The organism is Kitasatospora sp. NPDC034533, from assembly GCF_055575155.1.
Window position 1 is genome coordinate 1 of sequence record NZ_JBVITE010000047.1, and the last position, 20,527, is coordinate 20,527.

General features: G+C 73.0%; 19 protein-coding genes and 1 pseudogene. 9 read left to right on the forward strand and 11 right to left on the reverse strand.

What is annotated here, in order from left to right; translation table 11 throughout:
• Positions 1-125 precede the first annotated feature (125 nt).
• The 4 genes and pseudogenes from ACZ55U_RS27270 to ACZ55U_RS27285 form a co-directional block, all read left to right on the forward strand.
• Positions 126-764: pseudogene (locus tag ACZ55U_RS27270) on the forward strand (transposase); the annotation flags it as partial.
• 274 nt (positions 765-1,038) lie between these two features.
• Positions 1,039-1,320, forward strand: coding sequence for a hypothetical protein (locus ACZ55U_RS27275; protein WP_465529992.1), 282 nt, complete (start codon positions 1,039-1,041; stop codon positions 1,318-1,320).
• 215 nt (positions 1,321-1,535) lie between these two features.
• Complete coding sequence (locus tag ACZ55U_RS27280; RefSeq protein ID WP_465529994.1) at positions 1,536-1,754, forward strand: hypothetical protein; 219 nt, start codon at positions 1,536-1,538, stop codon at positions 1,752-1,754.
• Positions 1,717-1,944 carry a PIN domain-containing protein gene (locus ACZ55U_RS27285; protein WP_465529996.1) on the forward strand — a complete coding sequence of 76 codons (228 nt, stop codon included), beginning with the start codon at positions 1,717-1,719 and terminating at the stop codon, positions 1,942-1,944. Before ACZ55U_RS27280 ends, ACZ55U_RS27285 begins: the two co-directional genes overlap by 38 nt.
• A 195-nt stretch (positions 1,945-2,139) precedes the next feature.
• On the opposite strand, the gene ACZ55U_RS27290 is transcribed toward ACZ55U_RS27285, so the two are convergent.
• Complete coding sequence (locus ACZ55U_RS27290; RefSeq protein ID WP_465529998.1) at positions 2,140-3,621, reverse strand: alpha/beta hydrolase; 1,482 nt, start codon at positions 3,619-3,621, stop codon at positions 2,140-2,142.
• A 741-nt stretch (positions 3,622-4,362) separates the two neighbouring features.
• Here ACZ55U_RS27290 and ACZ55U_RS27295 point away from each other — a divergent pair.
• Positions 4,363-4,860, forward strand: a complete 498-nt coding sequence (locus ACZ55U_RS27295) for a beta-class carbonic anhydrase (protein ID WP_465530000.1) — start codon at positions 4,363-4,365, stop codon at positions 4,858-4,860.
• A gap of 181 nt (positions 4,861-5,041) precedes the next feature.
• Entirely contained in the window at positions 5,042-5,218 is a 177-nt protein-coding gene (locus tag ACZ55U_RS27300) for a hypothetical protein (RefSeq protein ID WP_465530002.1), read from the forward strand.
• 49 nt (positions 5,219-5,267) lie between these two features.
• Here ACZ55U_RS27300 and ACZ55U_RS27305 read toward each other — a convergent pair whose 3' ends face one another.
• Positions 5,268-5,840 (reverse strand): helix-turn-helix domain-containing protein, encoded by a 573-nt coding sequence (locus ACZ55U_RS27305; RefSeq protein WP_465530088.1) that lies wholly within the window; start codon positions 5,838-5,840, stop codon positions 5,268-5,270.
• A gap of 215 nt (positions 5,841-6,055) precedes the next feature.
• On the opposite strand from ACZ55U_RS27305, the gene ACZ55U_RS27310 reads away from it, so the two are divergent.
• A complete protein-coding gene (locus ACZ55U_RS27310) occupies positions 6,056-7,045 on the forward strand; it encodes an alpha/beta fold hydrolase (protein ID WP_465530004.1) in 990 nt (329 codons plus the stop codon).
• Positions 7,046-7,112: 67 nt separating this feature from the next.
• Here the strand turns inward: ACZ55U_RS27310 and ACZ55U_RS27315 are convergent, their stop codons facing one another.
• From ACZ55U_RS27315 to ACZ55U_RS27340, 6 genes are all read right to left on the reverse strand, one after another.
• The gene (locus ACZ55U_RS27315) at positions 7,113-8,612 is read right to left on the reverse strand and encodes a bifunctional phosphatase PAP2/diacylglycerol kinase family protein (protein ID WP_465530006.1); all 1,500 of its coding nucleotides are present in this window, start codon (positions 8,610-8,612) and stop codon (positions 7,113-7,115) included.
• A gap of 352 nt (positions 8,613-8,964) precedes the next feature.
• Positions 8,965-9,135 (reverse strand): hydrophobic protein, encoded by a 171-nt coding sequence (locus ACZ55U_RS27320; RefSeq protein WP_465530008.1) that lies wholly within the window; start codon positions 9,133-9,135, stop codon positions 8,965-8,967.
• Between the two features lie 254 nt (positions 9,136-9,389).
• Positions 9,390-10,457, reverse strand: a complete 1,068-nt coding sequence (locus ACZ55U_RS27325; protein WP_465530010.1) for an extracellular catalytic domain type 1 short-chain-length polyhydroxyalkanoate depolymerase — start codon at positions 10,455-10,457, stop codon at positions 9,390-9,392.
• 31 nt (positions 10,458-10,488) lie between these two features.
• Positions 10,489-11,922: an MFS transporter gene (locus tag ACZ55U_RS27330; RefSeq protein ID WP_465530012.1), complete on the reverse strand. Its 1,434-nt coding sequence runs from the start codon at positions 11,920-11,922 to the stop codon at positions 10,489-10,491.
• A gap of 134 nt (positions 11,923-12,056) precedes the next feature.
• Positions 12,057-13,820, reverse strand: a complete 1,764-nt coding sequence (locus ACZ55U_RS27335) for a sulfatase (RefSeq protein WP_465530014.1) — start codon at positions 13,818-13,820, stop codon at positions 12,057-12,059.
• Positions 13,817-14,437, reverse strand: a complete 621-nt coding sequence (locus tag ACZ55U_RS27340; protein ID WP_465530016.1) for a PadR family transcriptional regulator — start codon at positions 14,435-14,437, stop codon at positions 13,817-13,819. Before ACZ55U_RS27340 ends, ACZ55U_RS27335 begins: the two co-directional genes overlap by 4 nt.
• A gap of 365 nt (positions 14,438-14,802) precedes the next feature.
• Here ACZ55U_RS27340 and ACZ55U_RS27345 point away from each other — a divergent pair, with 365 nt between their 5' ends.
• Together ACZ55U_RS27345 and ACZ55U_RS27350 are read left to right on the forward strand one after the other, a co-directional pair.
• Positions 14,803-16,854 (forward strand): AAA family ATPase, encoded by a 2,052-nt coding sequence (locus ACZ55U_RS27345; RefSeq protein ID WP_465530018.1) that lies wholly within the window; start codon positions 14,803-14,805, stop codon positions 16,852-16,854.
• On the forward strand, positions 16,847-18,121 hold the full coding sequence (locus ACZ55U_RS27350) for a 5-methylcytosine restriction system specificity protein McrC (protein WP_465530020.1): 1,275 nt from the start codon (positions 16,847-16,849) through the stop codon (positions 18,119-18,121). Before ACZ55U_RS27345 ends, ACZ55U_RS27350 begins: the two co-directional genes overlap by 8 nt.
• Positions 18,122-18,306: 185 nt before the next feature.
• Here ACZ55U_RS27350 and lspA read toward each other — a convergent pair whose 3' ends face one another.
• The 3 genes from lspA to ACZ55U_RS27365 form a co-directional block, all read right to left on the reverse strand.
• On the reverse strand, positions 18,307-18,840 hold the full coding sequence (gene lspA, locus ACZ55U_RS27355; RefSeq protein ID WP_465530023.1) for a signal peptidase II: 534 nt from the start codon (positions 18,838-18,840) through the stop codon (positions 18,307-18,309).
• Positions 18,841-19,040: 200 nt separating this feature from the next.
• A complete protein-coding gene (locus ACZ55U_RS27360; protein WP_465530025.1) occupies positions 19,041-19,853 on the reverse strand; it encodes a hypothetical protein in 813 nt (270 codons plus the stop codon).
• Positions 19,850-20,383 carry a SigE family RNA polymerase sigma factor gene (locus ACZ55U_RS27365; RefSeq protein ID WP_465530027.1) on the reverse strand — a complete coding sequence of 178 codons (534 nt, stop codon included), beginning with the start codon at positions 20,381-20,383 and terminating at the stop codon, positions 19,850-19,852. The genes ACZ55U_RS27360 and ACZ55U_RS27365 overlap by 4 nt, the downstream gene beginning before the upstream one ends.
• Positions 20,384-20,527 lie beyond the last annotated feature (144 nt).

The window sequence follows — 20,527 nt, forward strand, 5'->3', positions numbered from 1 at the left end:
CGCCAGCACCAGGCCCGGACCAGCCACTACAAGCGACGAGGCCACAGCCCGACGGCTGAAGCCCCGTCATGCTAAGCACCGTTGCAGTACTAGGGCGTGTTTCAGAAGTGGATCAAGGTCATGCGATGATCACGTTTTATGGCTTGCGGAGACCTGGCGGGCGCCCAGGGGGCAGTGCTGGAACCGCTGCTGCCGCAGGGCATCAAGCCCGGTCGGCCGCCGTGCACACCAAGCGGCAGCTGATCAACGGCATACGGGTCCGTACCCGCACCGGCAGACCGTGGCGGGATCTGCCCGAGCGGTACGGGCCGTGGGAGACGGTGTACAGGCTGTTCCGCCGCTGGGAGCGCGACGGCACGTGGCACCGGATTCTCGAACAGCTCCAGGCCCGGGCCGATGCGAAGGGTCTGATCACCTGGGACATCTCCGTGGACTCCACGATCGCCCGCGCACATCAGCACGCGGCCGGCGCGCGCAAAAGTGGGACCTGTAGGTCGAGCTGCCCGGCGGCGCTCTTCACCGAGCCCGACGACCACGGACTCGGACGCTCCCGCGGCGGACTGACCACCAAGATCCAACCTGGCGGTCGAGCAGGCCCAGAAGCTGATGTCGCTCGTAATCACCGCCGGACGGCGCGGCGACTCCCCGCAGTTCCAGGTCGTCCTGGGCCGCATCCGTGTGCCGCGTCTCGGCCGGGACGGCCGCGCACCCGGCCGGACAAGGTCCGCGCCGACAAGGCCTACGGCTCCCGCACAAACCGCGTCTACCTGCGCCGACGCCGCGTCGGCTGCGCGATCCCGGAGAAGCGCGACCAGATCGCCAACCGCAAGAAGCGCGGCTCCCACGGGCCGGCCACCGAGGTTCGACAAGGACGACTACAAGGAGCGCCACGCAGTGGAGTGCGGGATCGACCGCCTCAAGCGCCACTTCGCGGTAGCCACGCGATACGACAAGCTCGCGGTCCGCTACGAGGCCAAAGTGCTGGTCGCCGCCATAAGCGAGTGGCTGTGAGACGCCATCCGCTGCGATCATGCGGCAGTGAACGCAGGACTTCCCGACGGGTGGACGATCGAGCGGGTGCGCTCCGCATCAGGGGACCCCGAAGCGGCCCTGCTGTCCCTCGAACGACTCGTCGTTGTCGAGGAGTGCGGCCGTGCTGACTACATCCCCCTCCAGCCTGACGTCATCCTCTCCTTCCACGACCTGTGCCTCGTGAGAGCCGAGGACGACTGGTTCATGGGTCAGCTCGACGATGACGGCTCAGTAATCTGCTGGGCCTCCTACGGCTCTGATCTGGACGACGCCATCCGAGGGTTGTGAGCCGTCAGGCAGTTGTCCTGATCACGTTTGGTGGAGATCACGCGGCGGCTTGTGCGAAGTCGAGAGGTACGCCGGGAGGCCCGACAGCCCGCACCTTCCCGGCTGCCTCAGGCCGCTTCTGCCCGCAGTGGCGGCCGACCGAGACCGGCCCCCGGGACCACGTGTGCGCCGATACCGTCGACTCCGCAGGACCACCGCACAGATGGAGTGAACTGATGCACCATCAGGGCGAACCGGCTTCTGAGTCAGAAGCGCAGATCCTGCGGGACCTGGCCGCAGTACTCGGTCGCACCCCGGAGGATCTGGCGATCGAGCACGCGGCCGGCGTTCTGCTGATCCCCTCCGAGCCGATCGTGGACTGGGCGCTGTTCGACGGCCCGCCGAACCTGGCCGCCGATGCCGGCGACTGGCTGCACGAAGGCACCGGTCGGTGACCGCCGCCCCTCCCGGCGTCTCGGTCGCAAGGATGACCTCCACGTCCAGGGCGCCGAGGCGCTCTCGTTCGTGCGGGTCCTGGTCGTCTCCCCGATGGTGATGACGGAACTCGACCATCTCCTCACCCGCCGAGCGGGCGAGACCGAGGCCATCAACGCCATCACCCGCCTCGGCGCGCTCGCCGGGTAGGGCTTCTTCGTTGCCCCGCCACCTGTCGACCGCCGCCTGCACGCCGAGGCCGAGCAGCTGCTGCGCCAGTACCAGGGCCATGCCCTCGGCTCGGCTGACGCCGTCAACGCCGTTCTCGCCTGGAGGCTCCCACCGTCCACGGCCACTGCGCCGTGAAGGGCTTCGTGGCCGATGCGCCCCGCGCCCGCACGACCGTCATGTGGTGGCCGCCGCCGCGAGGTGGCTACGGCCGCTCGGCAGGCGAGGCGGGTGAGGGGCGGAACCTCCGCAGGTCAGGTCCTTCGCGGGAAGTCGGCCCGTGGTCAGGTAGCGGGTGACGGTGTCGTCCGCGCAGGAGGGGCCGGCCACCACCACGCCGTGGCCTTCACCTCCGGCCACCGTGACCATCCGCGCACCGTGCAGCGCCCGGCGCATGCCCTGGGCCATGGTCAGCGTCGCCTGCGGGTCCCACTCGTTCTGCACGATCAGCGCGCCGACGTCGTTGTTGACCACGGTGGCCGGCTCGCCGCCCGCGGGCTTCCAGAACGCGCACGGGAGGATGTTGGCCCCCAGGTCCCCGGCCAGCGGGTAGCGGGCCCGGTCGCGGACCGCGTCCCGGCGGTACTGCTCGGGGTCGCGCGGCCAGCCGCGGACGTCGCCGCAGTAGATCGCCCACGCGACGGCGACCGTGTTGTCGCTCGGAACGGCCGGCGGCACCGCCGGCGCGGCCGGCCCGCCCTCGGCGGCGGCCTTCAGTGCGACGATCCAGGCGGCGGCGGACTCCCGGTGGACGAACCCGGCGTAGCCGGAGCGGATGGCGTCGCCGTCGAGCGACCCGCCTTCGGTCGGGACGGGCGCGCGGTCGGCGCGGGCCACCAGGTCCCAGTACGTCCTGCGGACCTGCGCCGCCGTCGCCCCCAGCCCGTAGACGGCGTCGCGGGCCGCGGCCCACTCCGTCCAGCGGGTGAAGGCGAGTTCAGCCCCCGCCGACATCTCCCGGAGGATCCCGCGCCACACGAGCGAAGGATCGAGCGCGCTGTCGAGCACGAAGCGGTCGGAGCGCTGGGGGAACATCTGGGTGTACACGGCACCCAGGTAGGTGCCGTACGAGTAGCCGAAGTAGGAGATCCGCCGCTCGCCCAGCGCGGCCCGGACGACGTCCATGTCCCGCGCCGTGTTGCGGGTGGTGATGTGCGGCAGCAGGTCCCCCGCCTTGGCCCGGCACTTGTCGGCCACCGTCCGGGCCCAGGCCACGTCCTTCGCGAACGTCCCTGCGGAGTAAGGGTGTTGATAGGTGCGCTGGTCGGGCGTCAGGTCGCAGCCGATCGGTGAGCTCCGCCCGGCCCCGCGTGGGTCGAACCCGATCAGGTCGAATCGCTCCCGCACCTGCGGCGCCAGCAGCGGCTCCATCTCCACGGGCATGGTCAACCCCGGGCCGCCCGGGCCCCCGGGGTTGATCAGCAGCGCGCCGTGCCGCTGCTGCGCGCTGCCCGCCTTGACCCGCGAGATCGCGATGTCGATCGTCCGGCCGCCGGGGTCGGCGTAGTCCAGCGGCACCGTGACCTTCGCGCACTCGAACGTCGCCGGCTGGTCCGCTGCGCAGCGCTCCCACCGGAGTCGCTGCTGGGCGTAGCGCTGGAGCGGATCGCCCGCCGCGAACGCCGTCACGGGGGTGAGCGCCGCCAGTACGGTCGCCACCGCCCCGACCGTCAGCGCGGAAGCCGTCCGTGAACTCGCCCGTGCACCCGGTCGTGCAGCCGTCCGTGTCGCAGAACCATGCCCGTCCTCCGTGCAGATCCAGTGCTTCGGAAATCGCCTCCAGTCTCCGTTCCGCCGCACCGGCATCACGTACGGCGCGGGGATGGGCTCACGCTCCGACCTGCGGCGTACGTCGTCGGGCCGGCCTACGGCCCAGGTCTCATGCCTCGTCATGTGCGGTCTCGGGGTCGCGGCTTGCCGTCCTGCCGCCGGCCCGCGAACGCGGTCACCCGGCGGAGTGGAGAATGGGTGATTCCCGAGCGGGGCAAAGGCGTCGGGCAGTACGGTGCCCGCATGACCGTGCTCGTCCGCCGTCGTCACATCGACTTCGGCCGCATCCACTCCACCGGCTGTCCGGTCATCGTCTGATCACCCGATCCGCCCGGCCCCGCCGTCGGCCTCGGTACCGTACCGACCGGCGCGCCGTGGCGGCCGTCGTCCGCTGCCGTCACGCGGGCCCGCCGTCGCTCCGACCGGCGGTCCCGTCGCGCTGTGCTCCGGACACATCCGCCGGGACACGCGGACACTTCTCCGCTCCACATCGCCGCCGTGCACCGCCCCGTCCTGTGCCGCCCGCCCCCGGCGTCCGCGGCACGTTCCCGTCGCGTGCGGGGGGAGGGAGGGCGCCCGCGTGTACCGGCCGGCCACGATCCGACCGCACCGAAGGGACAGCCGTCCACCATGACCGACACCGCCACCGACCACTACCTGCGCAACAACGCCGCCTACGCCGCGGCCTTCGAGGGGCCGCTCCCGCTCCCGCCGGCCCGTCACACGGCCGTCCTGGCCTGCATGGACGCCCGGCTCAACGTGTACGGCGCGCTCGGTCTCGCCGAGGGCGACTCGCACGTGATCCGCAACGCGGGCGGGGTGGCGACCGACGATGCCATCCGCTCGCTGGCGATCAGCCAGCGGCTGCTCGGGACGCGGGAGATCGTCCTCGTCCACCACACCGACTGCGGCATGCTCACCTTCGGGGACGACGCCTTCCGCGAGTCGATCCGCGAGGAGACCGGCATCAAGCCCCCGTGGGCCGCCGAGGCCTTCACCGACCTGGAGACGGACGTCCGCCAGTCGGCCGCCCGGATCCGCACCAGCCCCTTCGTCCCGCACACGGACGCCCTGCGCGGCTTCGTCTTCGACGTCGCGACCGGCCTCCTCAAGGAGGTCGTGCTCTGACCCGACGGCGTCCCGGGTGCGGCGTCCCCCACGGGCGCCGCACCCGGGATGCCCGGCCGCCGGCCACGCCGCCCCCGCTGCCGCCGGACGCCGCCCGCTGCGCCCGGCGGACGAGTGGCTGTCGGCGCCGGCTCAGGACGCGGGCCGAGCTTGGGGGGCTGGCCCTGCTCCTCACCCCACGGTGCTCGTCGACACGCGCCGCTCGGACACCGCCGTCACCAGGCTCCGCGCCGCAGGCCTCGACGTCCGCGACGAGGTCGTCGCCCGGCTCTCCCCGTCATGCCCGCCGCTGGCGTCGGCGCCGCCCGCCGCCCGCCGCCCGCCGCGCGGCGCCGACGCCGGCGCCGCCGAGACGTGACACGGCGGCCACCGCGGCGGGGGAGTGGTCCCGGCCGCTGCGCTCCGTCCTACGGGGCCCCGCGGCCGAGGGGCGGGGTGCGCGGTCGCAGGCGCTCTCCCTGGGGCCCGAACATGACCAGGTACTCGACCGGTCCGCCCGGCCCGGCGTTGGCGACCCCGTGGGCGGTGCGGGTGTCGAACTCGGCCACCTCGCCGGCGCCCAGGACGAGGTCCTGCTCGCCGAGCGCCAGCCACAGCCGCCCGTACAGCACGCACAGCCATTCGTACCCGTCGTGGGAGACCTGCCGCGGGCGGGGCGGCGGGGCGTCGACGGCGGGCAGGACGTGCTTGTGGGCGTGCAGGCCCCCCACGTACCGGGTCAGCGGCAGCACCACCTTGTCGTCGCCGCGATGCCGCGGAACCGGGACGCGCGGTCCGGCCGAGGCGACGGGCGCGGTGCCGGCCAGCTCGTCCAGGGAGACGTCGTACGCCTTCGCGAGCCGCAGCAGCACCTCCAGGGTCGGCTTGCGCCGGCCGGTCTCGATCCGCGACAGCGTGCTGAGCGAGATGCCGGTCGCCCGGCCGACGCCGGTGAGCGTGACCCCGCGCCGCTCGCGCGCGGCTCGCAGCCGGGGCCCCATGGCCGCCAGCGCGTCGGCCACGCCGTCGTCGGTCGCCGTCGTCGGTCGCCGTCGCCGTCGCCGTCGCCGTCACTGCCGCCCCACTCCCTCCGGCCATGCCGTCTCGACCGCCCTGTCCTGGCAGTTTGCCAGAATGACAAGGGCGTTCGCGTCGGGCGGCCGTCGCGCCGCAGGATCGGGGGGCAACCACGGCCGCCCGTGAACCGAGGAGAACCATGCGCCTGCCCACGCCGTCCCCCGATCCGCGCCACCGCACCGTCGAGGCACCCGCCGGGCGCCTGCACCTGGTCGAGCAGGGCACCGGACCGCTGGTCCTGCTCGTCCACGGCTTCCCCGAGTCCTGGTACTCCTGGCGCCGCCAGCTCCCGGCCCTCGCGGCGGCCGGGTACCGGGCCGTGGCGCTCGACGTGCGCGGCTACGGCCGCTCCTCCAAGCCGGCCGCGACGGACGCCTACCGGATGCTCGACCTGGTGGCGGACAACGTCGCCCTGGTGCGCGCCCTGGGCGAGGAGAGCACGGTGGTCGTCGGGCACGACTGGGGCTCCGGCATCGCGGCGGCCTCCGCGCTGCTCCACCCCGAGGTCTTCCGCGCCGTCGGCCTGCTGAGCGTCCCCTACGCGCCGCCCGGCGGCCCCCGCCCCACCGAGGCCTTCGCGCGGATGGGCGGTGACGAGGAGTTCTACGTCTCGTACTTCCAGGAGCCCGGCCGGGCCGAAGCGGAGATGGAGCCCGACGTCCGGGGCTGGCTCGCGGGCTTCTACGCGGCCATGTCCGCCGACACCATGCCCGCCCCGGACGAGCCCGACCCCCACTTCGTGGCCCGCGCCGGCGGCCGGCTGCGCGACCGCTTCCCCGGCGGCGGGCTGCCCGCCTGGCTGACCGAGGAGGACCTCGACGTGTACGCCGGGGAGTTCGAGCGCACCGGCATGACCGGGGCCCTCAACCGCTACCGCAACGTGGACCGCGACTGGGAGGACCTCGCCCGCTACGACGGCGCCCCGATCGAGCAGCCGTCCCTGTTCATCGGCGGTGCCCTGGACGCCTCCACGACCTGGATGGCCGACGCGATCGCCGCCTACCCCGTCACCATCCCCGGCCTGGTCTCCAGCCACGTCCTGGACGGCTGCGGGCACTGGGTCCAGCAGGAGCGCCCCGAGGAGGTGAACCGCCTGCTGACGTCCTGGCTCGCCTCCCTCCAGGGTTGAACAGCCCTGCGCGCCACCGGACTTCGTCGCGCGAGAAGCCCGGTGGCGCGCCCGGCAGAGGGGCGGCTCAGGGGACGGCGGGGCGTTCGGGCCGGTAGACGGTCAGCGCCGCGGTGGTCTTGGACAGGCGCAGCCGGTCGGGGGCGGGGACGGCCTCGCCGTCGACGGCGAGGTGCCGGACCTCGTGGAGGTCGGTGAGGTCGAGGGCGGCCAGGCGCGCCTCGCGGTAGACGCGGGAGGTGGCCAGGGTGCCGGTGAGGAAGGCGAACAGGAGGCGGGTGCGGGCGAAGGGGTGGCTGCCGTCGACGGCGCGGATGTCGAGCCGGCCGCCGTCCAGCGAGGTGCGGTGGGTGGGGGCGAAGCCGGGCGGGTCGTAGGTGCCGTTGCCGGCGAAGAGCATCCACAGGGTCCGGGGGACGCCGGAGACGGTCAGCCGCACGGGTTCGGCGTCGGCCAGGACGCGGACGAGGGCGACGGCGAGGGCGGGCCACTTGCCCAGGCGCTTCTCCAACTGTTCGCGGGCCCGGACGAGTTCGGGGTAGATCCCGATGCTGAAGGTGTTGAGGAACAGCTGCCGGTCTCCGTGCTCGCCGGCGGCCACCCCGAGGTCGACGGCGCAGGCGCTGCCGGCCTTGACGGCGTCGGCGGTGGCGCGCAGGGTGTGGGTGCCCAGGTCGACGGCGAAGTGGTTCAGGGTGCCGCCGGGGAACACCGCCAGCGGCAGGCCTTCCCGGGTGGCGACGGACGCGGCCAGGTTGACGCTGCCGTCACCGCCGCAGATGCCCAGCGCACCGTCCGACTTGACGGCGAGGGCCGCGGCCTGGTCCAACAGCGCGGCCAGGTCATCGCCCTCCGCGCACACCCGGATCCGGGCGTCGGGCAGTTCCCGGCGCAGTTCCTCGACGGACCGCTCCTGGTTGTCGGCCCTCGTCAGGGCTCCGGAGCCCGAGGCGCCGTTGACCACGACGTACAGGCCCGCGCCGGTGGGCAGGGCGGGCGCCTCCACCACGGGGGCGGCCGTGTCGGCCGGACGGTCGTTGCGGCGCGGCCACCAGCGCAGGGTGAGCGCGGCCGTCCCCGCTCCCAGGGCGGCCCCGGCCAGGACGTCGCCGGGGTAGTGGACACCGACGTAGACGCGCGAGGCCATCACCGCGGCGGCCACCGGAGCGGCGACGGCGCCCAGCAGCGGCGACTCGATGGCCAGGGCGGTGGCGAAGGCCGCGGCCGAGGCGGAGTGCCCGGAGGGGAAGGAGCTGGTGACGGGCTGCTTGAGCAGGCGCCGCACGATCGGCACGGGGTCGAGGGCGGGACGGGGCCGGCGGGCGAGGCCCTTGGCGGCGACGTTGGCGAGGGTGGAGGCGAGCAGCAGGGAGCCGGCTCCGCGCAGGGCGGCACGCCGGGCGGTCCGGTTGCCGCTGGCGCCCAGCAGTGCCGCGCCGGCCATCCACAGCTTCCCGTGGTCGGCGGCGCGGGTCAGGCGGGAAAGCCACGGGTCGGTGCCGCGCAGGCGACGGGAGGCCACTCTGACGAACAGCCGGGCGTCGAGGTCGTTCAGGGCTTTCCTCATGCGAAGCGGTCCTTCTGGTCGTACGGGTGGGGCGTGGTCGTGTCGAGTCCGCTCGGCGGCACCTCGGGAACGGGCGTGGAGCGCGCCGGGGCGGCTGCCCCAGGTGGTGGGCACCGGCCGACCGGCAACGGCGCCTGCTGTGGTCCGAAGCCATGACGGCTTCGGACCACAGCAGGCGCACTCGGGGCCGATTGCCGGTCAGGAACCGGAGGGTTGACGGTGATCCTCCTCCTGACCTGCTGCGTCGGGTGCTCCCGGCACGGCGTCCTCCCGGGGGCGACGGCCTTCCGCGGCCTTCCGGCCGGGCGGCCGACGCGGCGCCGTCAGTTCCTCCTGAACGGCGGCGGCGACGTCACCAGCGGTACCAGCGGCGCCGGCCGCCGGCATCGTCGACGGTGCGCACGACGAAGCCGAGGAGCCACACCGCCAGGACGAACAGCGCGACCCACCACAGCGCCTTCAGCGCGAAACCGAGACCGAAGAGCACGACGGCGAGCAGCAGTACGAGCAGAAGAGCACCCATGGGTCTGTCATCTCCTTCGTCTGTCTACTGGGACGCTCATACTGGTGACCCGATCCGCGGGAAACATGCCTCCGGACGGCCTACTGATTCGCACGATCGCCGGCACCGTCACCCGCGGGGTGCCGGGGGCCGTGCTCCGGCACCCGGCAACGGCATCCGCCCTGATGCCCCGTTCGGAGGCCGCGCCGGCCGCGGGAGTCCCGCCCCGCCCGCCGCGGCGCCGACCGGCTCCGCTCCGCCCCGCCCGCCGCGGCTCACAGGTGGTGCCGGTCGAAGAACTCCCAGGCGGCGGTGGAGGCGCCGGGACCGGCGGGGTCGCCGAACTGGGCGACCTCGGCGTCGGTGGAGCCGCCGGACCACTTGTGGGCCATGCCGTGGACGGTCCAGAACTCCAGCAGGGAGCCGTACTCGGTCACGGTGTAGGCGCGGCCGCCGGGGACGGTGGCGTCGGTGGTCCGGGTGGGCTGGGAGGCGACGGCGGGCAGTCCCTGGGCGGCGAGGGCCAGGTTGTCGGTCTGGCGCCACTGTTCCAGGGCTTGGAGGCCGCACTGGTAGGGGACGACGGGGTCGGCGTCGCCGTGGAAGAGGATCACCGGAACGGCGCGGCGGCGCGGGCCCATCTGCGCGAACGCCTGCCGGGCCAGGGCCGTCGTGTCGGCGGTCGGCAGGTACGGGCCGGCGCAGCCCGCGAGTCCGTGGGCGTAGGCGGCGCCGGAGTAGACGCCGGCGGCGGCGTAGAGGTCGGGGTAGTCCGCCGCGAGCATGGAGACCTCGAAGCCGCCGGCGGACATGCCCAGGGCGTAGGTGCGGCTGGTGTCGACGTTCCAGGCGGACGCCACGGCGCGGGTCATGCCGGCGATGGCCGCGGCGTCGCCGTGGTCGCGGGTCTCGCCTTGCGGATCGGTGGTGGCGCGCCAGCAGCGGCCGTTGAGGAGGCGGTCGTAGGCGTCGCCGCCGGGGTAGAGGACGAGGGCGTGCTGCTGTTCGGCGATGGTGTCGAACTCGCTGGACCGCGCGCGCTGGTCGGCGGTGCTGTTGCAGCCGTGGAGCAGGACCACGAGCGGTGACGGCCGTCCGGGGTCGTAGCCGGAGGGGACGTAGAGGCTGTAGTCGTAGGCGTCGCCGGCGGAGTCGTAGCTCTGGTGGAGGTAGCTGCCGGGCCCGGGGAAGTCGGACGAGGTCGACGAGACGACCGCGGTGGACGAGGCGACCGCGGTGGACGAGGCGATCGCTGCGGACGAGGCGACCGCGGCCGGGGTGGGCAGGAGCAGGCCGGTGGCGGCGGCCAGCAGGGCCAGCAGGCGGGCGGGGGCGGGTTTCACGCGGTGGTCTCCTTGGGGGCGGCGCAGGGGCTCAGCGCAGGGCGGCGCGGCGGTCGAGTTCCCGCTGGAGGCGGCGGACGTCGTCGGCCCAGGGGCGGTGCAGCAGGGTGAGGAACAGTCCGTTGGCGAGCATGAGGCCGACGAGGACGGTGAGGAAGACCGGGCGGAGCCCGAAGGCCTCGCCGGCCAGGCCTACGCCGAGGGTGAAGGCGGCCCAGGCGAGGGCCTCCACGACGGAGACGTAGACGGTGAAGGCGGCGTCGCGCAGTTCCGGCGGGACGACGGCCAGCACCATCGGCCGGTTGATGCTGGGGTTGACGCCCTGGGTGGCGCCCATGAGCAGGAAGAACAGGGCGTGGGGGCCGATGCCGCCGTAGTCGATCTGGGTGCCCAGGTAGGCGAGGACGGCGAAGGCGATCTGGGCGCTCTGGAGGGCGGCGGGCAGGCCGTGGCGGGGGCTGCGGCGGTCGGCCCAGTCGGCGAGGAAGCCCCCGAGGCCGGTGCCCAGGACGTAGCCCAGGCCGAGCGGCAGCAGGACGACGGCGGCCTTCGCGGTGGTGAACCCGAAGACGTCGACGAGGTAGACGACCGCGAAGGAGCCGAGGAGGAGGTGCCCGGACAGCAGTCGGGAGGCGACCAGGACGGCGAAGGTCCGGATGCGCAGCAGGGAGAGCAGCGCGGCGCGGTCGAGCTTCGGCAGGGCGGCCTCGGGCGTGCCGGCGCGTGCGGCGAGCTGCGGTTCGGCGGCGCCGCGGCCGGGGTCGCGGAAGAACAGCAGGAGGGCCAGGCCGAAGAGCACGTTGAGGGTGCCGATGGCCCAGAAGCCCCAGCGCCAGCCGTCCTCGAAGCCCGAGAGCCGGCCGATGAGCGGGCCGAGGGCGGACCCGGCCAGGGCGAGTCCGGCGTAGAGGACGCCGGTGGCCCGGCCCCGGGCGGGGCCGGGGAACAGGTCGCCGAGGATGCTCGGCACCAGCGGCTGGGCGGCGGCGTAACCGGCGGCCAGGATCGTGGTGAGCAGCAGCAGTTGGGTGAAGTCCCGGGCGAAGCCGGCGGCGATGCCCCACACTCCCCAGAAGCCGGTGGCCAGGACGAGGACGCTCTTGCGGGACCAGCGGTGCGCGGCCCAGGCCCACAGCGGCCCGGCGACGACGGCGACGAGCTTGCCCGTGGCGGTGAGGACGCCCAGGGAGCCGAGGGTGAGGCCGAGGGACTGCCGGATCACCGGGAACAGGCCGCTGACCAGGCCGGCTTCGGAGCCGTCGACCAGCATCGCGCTGCCGAGGAGGGAGAGTTGGCGCCAGCGCCCCCGCACGTGCCGGTCGGATCGCGGGTCCGGTCCGGCGCCGGTGCCGGTGCCGCCGCCGGCGTCGGTCCGGCTTCCGGTATCGCTGCCACTGCTGCCACTGCTGCCGCCGGCGCCGGCGGCGATCGGGGCGGTCGGTCTCAGGTCGGTATGCTCGGGCACAGGTCACTCCTGCGGGTCACGTGGTTCGTGTGAAGGGACGGCGCGCCGGGGAGTGCGGACCGGTGGCGGGGTGGCCGCCCCGCCACCGGTCGTGTCACGGTCCCCGTCGGACGGAGGCCGGAGTCGTGCGGGGGTCAGAGGTCGGCGAGTTCGCGGGCGACGGCGTGCAGCGCCCGGGCGTCGAACTGCCCGCCCACGACGGCGGCCAGGTCGAGCAGCGGGAGTCCGCCGAGGAACTGGAGGAACTCCGAGTCGACGATGCCGGGCAGGTGCTTGCGCAGGACCTCGACCGCGACGGGGTCGGAGATCAGCGCGAGGACGGGCGTGTGCACCGAGAGTCGCCCGGTGGGGAACTCCTGGGCGCGCGGGAACGGCCGGGCGGCGTCGCGCGCCTGGTCGCGCTGGGCGCGGACCAGCAGGTGCTCGTCCGTGACCGGCCCCTGGGCGGGCAGCCCCAGGCGTTCGTACTGGCTCGGCGGCGCGTCCTCGGCGCGCATCAGGTCGACCAGAAGCCCGGCCATCCGCAGCTCGGCGGCGTCGTCGACGACGGGGGAGAGCTGGTCGGGGTCGGCCTCCAGGTCGAAGAGGAGGGTCCCGTGCTGGTACGGGTTGAGCAGTGACCGGCCCGGGGTGCGCAGGGTCCGTACGCCCTTGGTGAAGGTGAAGGGCTCGGCCAGTTCGAGGTCCTTCAGTTCGTCGGGGGTGAACCGGCCGCGCATGTGGGTGGGCATCAGGGTGTGTTCCAGCAGGGGCCGGTTGTCCGGGTTCACGGGTGCCCGCATGTAGACCCAGCGGCCGTCGGTGACGTTGATGTGGCCGCCGTGGGCGCCGAACAGGCCGGCCTCGCGGACCGGGGTGTCGGCCGCGACGGGCAGCGGGTGGCCCCGCATGTCCGAGGGCCGTGGCACGCCGAAGTAGTCCAGCAGGGTGGGCGCGAGGTCGATCGTCTGCACCAGCGCGCCGCGGCGCTCGCCGGCGCGGCCGGCGCGCGGGTCCCAGACGAACAGCGGGAGGTGGACGAGTTCGTTGTACCAGGGCTGGATGTTCTTGCCCCACCAGCCCTTCTCGCCGAGCAGCAGGCCGTGGTCGGTGTTGACGATCAGCAGGGTGTCGTCCCACAGGGCGAGTTCGTCCATCAGGTCGAGCACCCGGCCGAGGGAGTGGTCGCACATGGACAGCAGCGCCGCGTACTCGTTGCGGGCGTGGGCGACCTGCTCGTCGCTCTCCACCACCCGCTTGTAGTCGGGCCAGTCGAAGTGCGGGCCGTCGTAGTCGTGCGGGTAGAGGTCCTTGTAGCGCTGGTGGGAGAAGAAGGGTTCGTGCGGGTCGAAGGTCTCGATCTGCACGAACCAGCGGTCGGCGTCCCGGTTGGTGCGGACGAACTCGACGCCCGCGTCGAAGGTGAGCGTCTGGGGGTGCTCGGCCTCGGTGGGCAGGTACTGCCGGTTGATCCAGTCCTGGCGGTGGGTCGCGAACCGCAGCCGCTTCAGGTCCTCGGGGATCTCGGGGTCGGCCACCTGTCCCTTCCACGGGTCGCCCTCCTGGCCGCGGAAGAACTCCCAGGTGGTGTACCGGCCGTGGTAGGTGGCGCCGCCGTCCTCCCAGTAGTGGGGGTGGTCGCTGACCAGGTGGGTGTGGACGCCGTGCTGCTTGAGCAGCTCGGGCATGGAGTCGTCGAACGGCTCCAGCGGGCCCCAGCTGCGGTGCAGGAAGTTGTGGCGGCCGGTGTGGATCTCGCGGCGGGCCGGCATGCAGGGCAGCGAGCCGGCCCACGCGTTGTCGAAGGTGACCGAACGCTCCGCGAGGCGGCGGAAGTTGGGGGCGTGCGTCCAGTCACCTCCGTACGGCGGCAGCAGGTGCCGGTTGAGGCTGTCGAACATCACCATGATCGCCTTCATCGGGCGTCTCCCTCCGTCGCGGGGGCCGCGTCCCCGGCCCGCCGCTCCTCCAGCCTGGTCAGCATTCCTTCCAGCCAGTCGACCCAGCGGTCCACCGAGGCGGCGCCGAAGCGGTGCAGCTCCTCGGCGATCTCACGGGCCAGCCGCTGGTCGAGCTCGGGCAGCGGGTCGCTGAAGTGCAGGCTCCGGTCCCGGCCGCGGTTGCGGGCGATCTGGGCGCGCCGGAAGTCCAGCTCGGTGCGCAGCAGCCGGATCGCCGCCTCCCGGTCCAGCGGCGCCGCGAAGGCGAAGCGGGCCAGGAAGTCCGCGTCCTGGAAGCGGCTCGGCGGGTCGTACGGGGAGCGCACCCAGTCCAGCAGGGCCTCCCGTCCGACCGGGGTCAGCCGGTAGACCTTCGCGTCCGGGCGGCCCTCGCGGGGGTCCACCTGGTAGTCCACCCAGCCGTCCGCGACCATCCGCCCCAACAGCCGGTAGATCTGGCTGTGGTGGGCCCGCGACCGCAGGAACTGGCCCTCGGTCTCCACCCATTTGAGCAGGTCGTACCCACTGAGCGGCCGGCCGGCCAACAGCGCGAGCAACACGTACTCGAAGCGCAACTCCGTCTCCCCTATGTGCATCGTCTCCTATGTGCACCGTTCCCTACCCGGAGAGGAAGGGCAATGTTTCCGGCGGCCCCGCCACGAACTGTTCACGCGGGTTCACGCAGCCGCAGCGCCGGACCCGCCCGGCCGGTTGTCGGTATCGCCAGGTCGGCGCGCTACGGGGAGGCCCATCGCGGTGTGTCAGGTGGACGAACTTCACTCGGCGTTGAGGTTCAGGTGCCTTTCGGTACCGTTCGGGCCCGCGTTCGTCAGCTGTTTGGGATCATGAAGACATGAACACAGGGGTGGGAGAGAACGCGGAGCTCGTCCGCAGAGCTCGCGAATTCGAACGGGAGCCGATCCGGGAGCTGCTCCCCGAGGTACGTGCGCAACAGGAGCGCGTGCGTGACGAGTTCCCCCTCGCCCGGTGGCCGGACCTGCCGCTGGAGCAGTACGCCCTGGGCCTCAGCGGCAGCCAGGGGACGTTCTGCCGGCTGCTGGAGTACGGGACCGACGTGCTCGGCAGCATCCGGGGCGGCAGCGCCGCCAAGCACATCATCTACATGCACAACAGCGGCCAATGGCGCTACCCCTCGCGCTTGCGGCACCTCGACCACCACGAGGCGTGGAACGTCATCCGATCGGAGTTCGACCAGGCTCTTCGGCTGGCTGGTGCCCGTGACTACCGGAGCATCGACGACCTGGGAGTGCTGGCCTTCGGACAGGCCCTGGTGACCAAGGCGCTGTCGATCTACTTCCCGGACGACTTCCTGCCGATCTTCTCCGCCTCGCACGTACGGCACTTCGCCGCTCTGCTGGGCGCGCCCGAGCTCCTCAAGGTCTCCAGCATCCGGACCTGGCGGGCCAACCTCATCCTCCATGACCTGATCCGCCGCAACCGGCTGTTCGAGGGCTGGCATCCGCACGAGGTCATGCACTTCCTCTACTCCGAATACGATCCCCGGATCGTCGACGGAGACGTATGGAAGATCGCCCCTGCCGACGGCGCCCGTTTCTGGGACGACTGCCGCGAGAACGGTCACATCTGCGTGGCCTGGGACGAGGTCGGAGACCTCGGGCGGTACGAGAGCGACCGCGAACTGAAGTACGCCTTGGACCGGATCTGGCCCGACCCGCGCGGGGGGAACCTCCGCCTGGCCCGGCACCTGCTCGGCTTCCGGGACCTGGAGGTCGGCGAGCAGATCATCGCCAACAACGGCAAATCCGAGGTACTCGCACTCGGCACTGTTACCGGCGGCTACACCTACGACCACTCCCGCCCGATGTTCCGCCATCTGGTGGCCGTCGACTGGGACACCTCCTACGCCCAACACCTCGACGCCCCCGTGCAGGCGTGGCAGCAGACCTTCGCCAAGGTCCCCGACCGGTTGCTGCGCCAGATCCGCGCAGCCCGCGCCCCCGGCCGGGAACCGGCCGGCTCTCGACGGCCGACCACCGACAGGCCCGTCGGCACACCGACCGCCGAGGCGCCTGCCGCAGTGCGTCAGGTCATCGATGCGCTGGAACACAAGGGCCAGGTGATCCTCCAGGGCCCACCCGGTACCGGCAAGACCAGGCTCGCCCTCAGTACCGCCCTGGCCCTGGCAGGCCGGGCCGACCTGATCGACGCGGACCCGGCGGAGCGCGCCGCCGCGATCGCCGAACTCCTGACCGTGTCCGCCAAGGGCGACCCCGGCCGGTTGACCATGGTGACCTTCCACGCCTCGTACGGTTACGAGGAGTTCGTCGAAGGGTTCAAACCCGACACGGACGCCAGCGGCGCCGGACTGAAACTGGAACTCCGGAAGGGGCTGTTCCGGAGAGTGTGCGATGCGGCGGAGGCCTCGCCCGAGGAGACCTTCCTCCTGGTCATCGACGAGATCAACCGCGGCGACCTCCCCCGGATCCTCGGTGAACTGATCACCCTGCTGGAACTCGACAAGCGGGGCATTCCCGTCACCCTCCCGATCAGCGGGAAACAGCAGGCCGTCCCGAAGAACGTCCGCATCATCGGCACCATGAACACCGCTGACCGCAGCATCGGCCATCTCGACGCCGCGATCCGGCGCCGATTCGCGACCATCGACGTGCCGCCCGACCTCGAAGCCGTCGACGGCGAAGTCGGCGGCCTCGACCTCGCCGAATTCCTTCAGAGCCTCAACGCCCGTCTGCACCGCGTTTTCGGCCCGGACCAGGTGATAGGCCAGGCGGCTCTGCTGCGCGACGACCGCCCGCTGGCCACACCGGAGCAGCTCGCCACCGCGTTCCGCCACGACATCGTCCCGCTGGTGGACGACCACTGCCTGGGCCGCCCCGAACTGCTGCAGGAGATCCTCGGCGCCCTCGTCGACCCCGCCACCGGCCGGATCGCCTGGAGCAGCCCCGCGGACCTGCCTCAACTGCTGGCGACCGAATTCACCGGCGCCGACCCCGACGAACACCTCGATGACTGAACCGCGCACCGACCCGCCCGAGGTGGAGGTCGAGGAACACGGCACCGTTTTTCTGCGGGAGGACCAGCTCACCGACACAGACGTCCACCTGCTGGAACACCTGCAGAGCAAAGGCAGACTCACCCTCCAACGCACCCGAGGAGGATGGCGGCTGAAAACCCACTCGGTCACCGGCGTGCTGCTCCTCGACCGCATCCGGCTCACTCTGCGTCCCAAACTCCCCATCGCCGGTGAGCAACTCATCACCTGGCTCTGCTACGCCAACGGCGTGCCCGTGCCGCACGAACAGACACTCCGCCGCTGGCGCACCAGCAGCACCGGCTACGCCGACGTCGTGCTGCCCGCCCTCCTGGCGGAGTGCCAGACGCTCCTGCGCCGCGGACTCAACCGCGGCTACCAGCAGACCGAGCGCGTAGAACAGACCCTACGCGGACGGCTGGACATCCACCGGCAGATCGTCCGCCGCTACGGCGCGGTCGACCGCCTGCACGTACGGACCTTCGAACGGGACCTGGCGATCTGGGAGAACCAGATCTGCGGGGCCGCCCTGGCCGCGGCCGTCCCCCTAGCGACCGGCAGGCCGGCCCTGGCCGACGAGCTCAAGCTCGCCGCCGGGCAGTTCCCCCGCCCCCAACTCGGAGCCACTGTGACCCGCCTGCTGCGCCGGGCGCGCTACACCCGGCTGAACCAGCACTACCGGGCGGCGCACGTCTGGTCGGCGCTGGTCCTCGGCGGTGGCGGCGTGAGTGACCTGCTGGCTCACCGCGGCACCCACGCCGGGAGCGTGCTGCTGCACCTTGACCGACTCTGGGAACTGGTCGTCCGGCGGATGGCCGCCGATGCCGCCCACACCGTGGGCGGACGCCTCGCCCGACCCGAAGAGGGCCGCATCCAGACCTTCGGCGGACTGGGCCGCCGCGACCCTTCGTTCCGGCCCGACACCCTTCTCGCCTTCGACAACATCCCAATGACCCGGTTCCTCACCATCGACGCGAAACACAAAGCCCTCCAGGCCGGCGACGTCGGCGCGGCCGACCGCCACCAACTCTTGACCTACATAGCCGGATACACCACGCCCGCAGCCCCGACAGCCGTGATCGTTCACCCCGCCCACAATGGCTCGTCCCACCGCACCCTGCGCATCCAGGGCCCCCGCGGCCTCCTCGGCGTCATCGAAGTCCTTGGTCTCGACACCCGCCTGCCGCCACGGCAGGCCGCCGCGCCCCTGCACGCCCTGATCGCCGACTTCGCCTCCAGCGCCCTGTAGCGAGGGATCTGTACGACGAACGGCACTGGCCGACTTGGACCCGGATGGCTCGGCACCGTCGCGCTCAGCGCCCGGCGCCGGGGGGCCGGCCTCGCGTGCGAGGCGGCGGGCCCGGCGCAGCCGCCGGACGGGCCGCTTCCCAGCCGGTAGGCACCGGCCCGTCGCCCTACCGGCCCACCGCTGTCCTATCGGCCCGTCCCCCCGGCGGTCCGCTCCGCCGCGCCCGGCTCGGTCGGCCCGCCCGGCTCGGCCGGCGTCTCGGAGGCGAGCGTGCCGTCCAGGCGGATGCCGCGGGTCGAGGCCCACATCACCAGGGCGCTGCCGCACACCACCGCGCAGTCGGCGAGGTTGAAGACCGGCCAGTGCGGCAGCTGGATCCAGTCCACGACGAGTCCCCGCCCCGGAGAGGGGGCCCGGAACAGCCGGTCGACGAGGTTTCCGGCCGCCCCGGCGATGACCAGCCCGAAGGAGACCGCCCACACGGGGGTACGGATCCGGGGCGCCAGCACCAGCAGGAGGACGACGACCACCGTCTTCACCGTGGTGAAGAACCAGGTCTCCCCCTCGCCGAAGGAGAACGCTCCGCCCGAGTTGAAGACCAGCGTGAACTTCAGCAGGCCGCCGAGTGCCTCGGTCGGACCGGTCCCCGAGAAGTGCGTCAGCGCCAGCTGTTTGGTGAGGAAGTCCGACGCCAGCAGCACGAGTGCCACGGCCGCCATGGTTCCCAGCCGTCGAGGCGTGCCACCGGGAACGGAAGCGCCTCGGGCGAATCGCGCAACTCGTGGGCGCAGTAAGCCGGTCATGGACGCATTGTAGGGGCACGGCGGCTTGCGCACGCGTGTTCCCAGGAGCGCCGACCGGCCGGCACCCCGGCTCCTGGGCCGGGGCGCCGCGACCGGGCGGGCAGGGCAGGACCGGGTCAGAACTGCCAGGCGGGGTCGTCGGCGATCGCCAGGAGGGTGGCCTCGGCCAGCGCGGCGTCCGGGTGGTCGGTCCACTGCTGGAGGGTCACCGTGCGGCCGTCGGCGCGCTGGAGGCGGACGTACTGGGAGGTGCGGCCGCTCTGCGGGTGGGTCAGCGTCAGGGCCTCGCCGTGCGCGCCGGAGGGGAGGTCCACCAGGTGGCAGCTGGTGCGCGGGGCGGCCTCCTGCGGGCTGGGCACCCCGGGGCGGGGGGTGACGACGGGCAGGGCGATGGTGGCGCAGAACGGGACCTTCGGCGCGTCGGCGGTGCGGTCCGCGCCGCCGACGAAGTCCACCGGGCCGGCCGGGGACTGCCAGGCGACCCGGAAGCTGCGGCCCGGGATGTCGCCGGCGCGCACGGTCGTGGTCCCGGCCGGGAGCAGGCCGGCCAGGGTGGTCGCCAGGTGCTCGCTGGTCCAGTCGGTGGCGTGGCCGCTGCCGGGGCCGAAGGAGTCCGGGCGCAGCGCTTCGGCGCTCGCGCCCGCCGAGCCGGCGAGGGTGAGCGGGCCGGTCAGCGGGTCGGCCGCCGCCACCGGGGTGCCCGGGGCGGGGGTGGCGGTGCCGGGCGCGGTGGCCACCAGGGCGGCCAGCGCGGCGGTGGCGGCCACCGCCGCGCCGGCGCGGACGGCCAGGCGGGTGCCGCGGCTGCGGCGTCCGGCCGCGACCGCCGCGTCCACCGTGCCGGGGCGCAGGGGGGGCTCGGCGCCGAGCCCGGTGGCGAGGAGGGTGCGCAGGTCGTCCTGCGGGTCGAGGGCGTGGTCGTGGGTCACAGCAGTTCCTTCAGGGGAGTGGGGTGGGCGGCGAGTTCGTCGAACGGGTCGGTGTCGCCGAGCAGGGTGCGCAGCCGGGTGAGCGCGCGGGAGGTGTGGCTCTTGACGGTCCCGGCGGTGCAGCCGAGAGCCTTCGCGGTGTCCGCGATGTCCAGGTCGGCCCAGAACCGCAGGACCACCACGGCCCGTTGACGCGCCGGCAGGGCGGCGAGCGCGGCGCGGACCTGGAGGCCGAGCGAGGGGTCGGTGCCCGGGCCGGGCCGGTCGGGCAGCACGGGCGTCGGGTCCTCCCGACGCCAGCGGCGCCGGGTGTGGTCGATGCAGGTGCGGGTCAGCACGCGGTGGGCGTAGGCCTCCAGGTTGGCGATCCGGTGCCGTCTTCCCCAGGCCGCGTACAGCTTGGTCAATGCGGTCTGCGCGATGTCCTCGGCGTGGTGCCAGTCGCCGCACATCAGGTACGCGGTCCGCCGCAGGTGCGGCAACCGGTCCTCGGCGAAGCCGCGGAACTCCTCCAGGTCTGCGCTACGCACAGGGCGTGCCTCCGTTCGTCTCTGACCACTCGACGGAGCGCACCCGGTGCCGGGATGTCACGGGTGGCGAAAAAGATTCGCCGGTCGTCCGGGGCGGGAGGTGCCGCCGGTCGCGGAGGGCGGAAAGGTCCGCTGCTTTTCTGA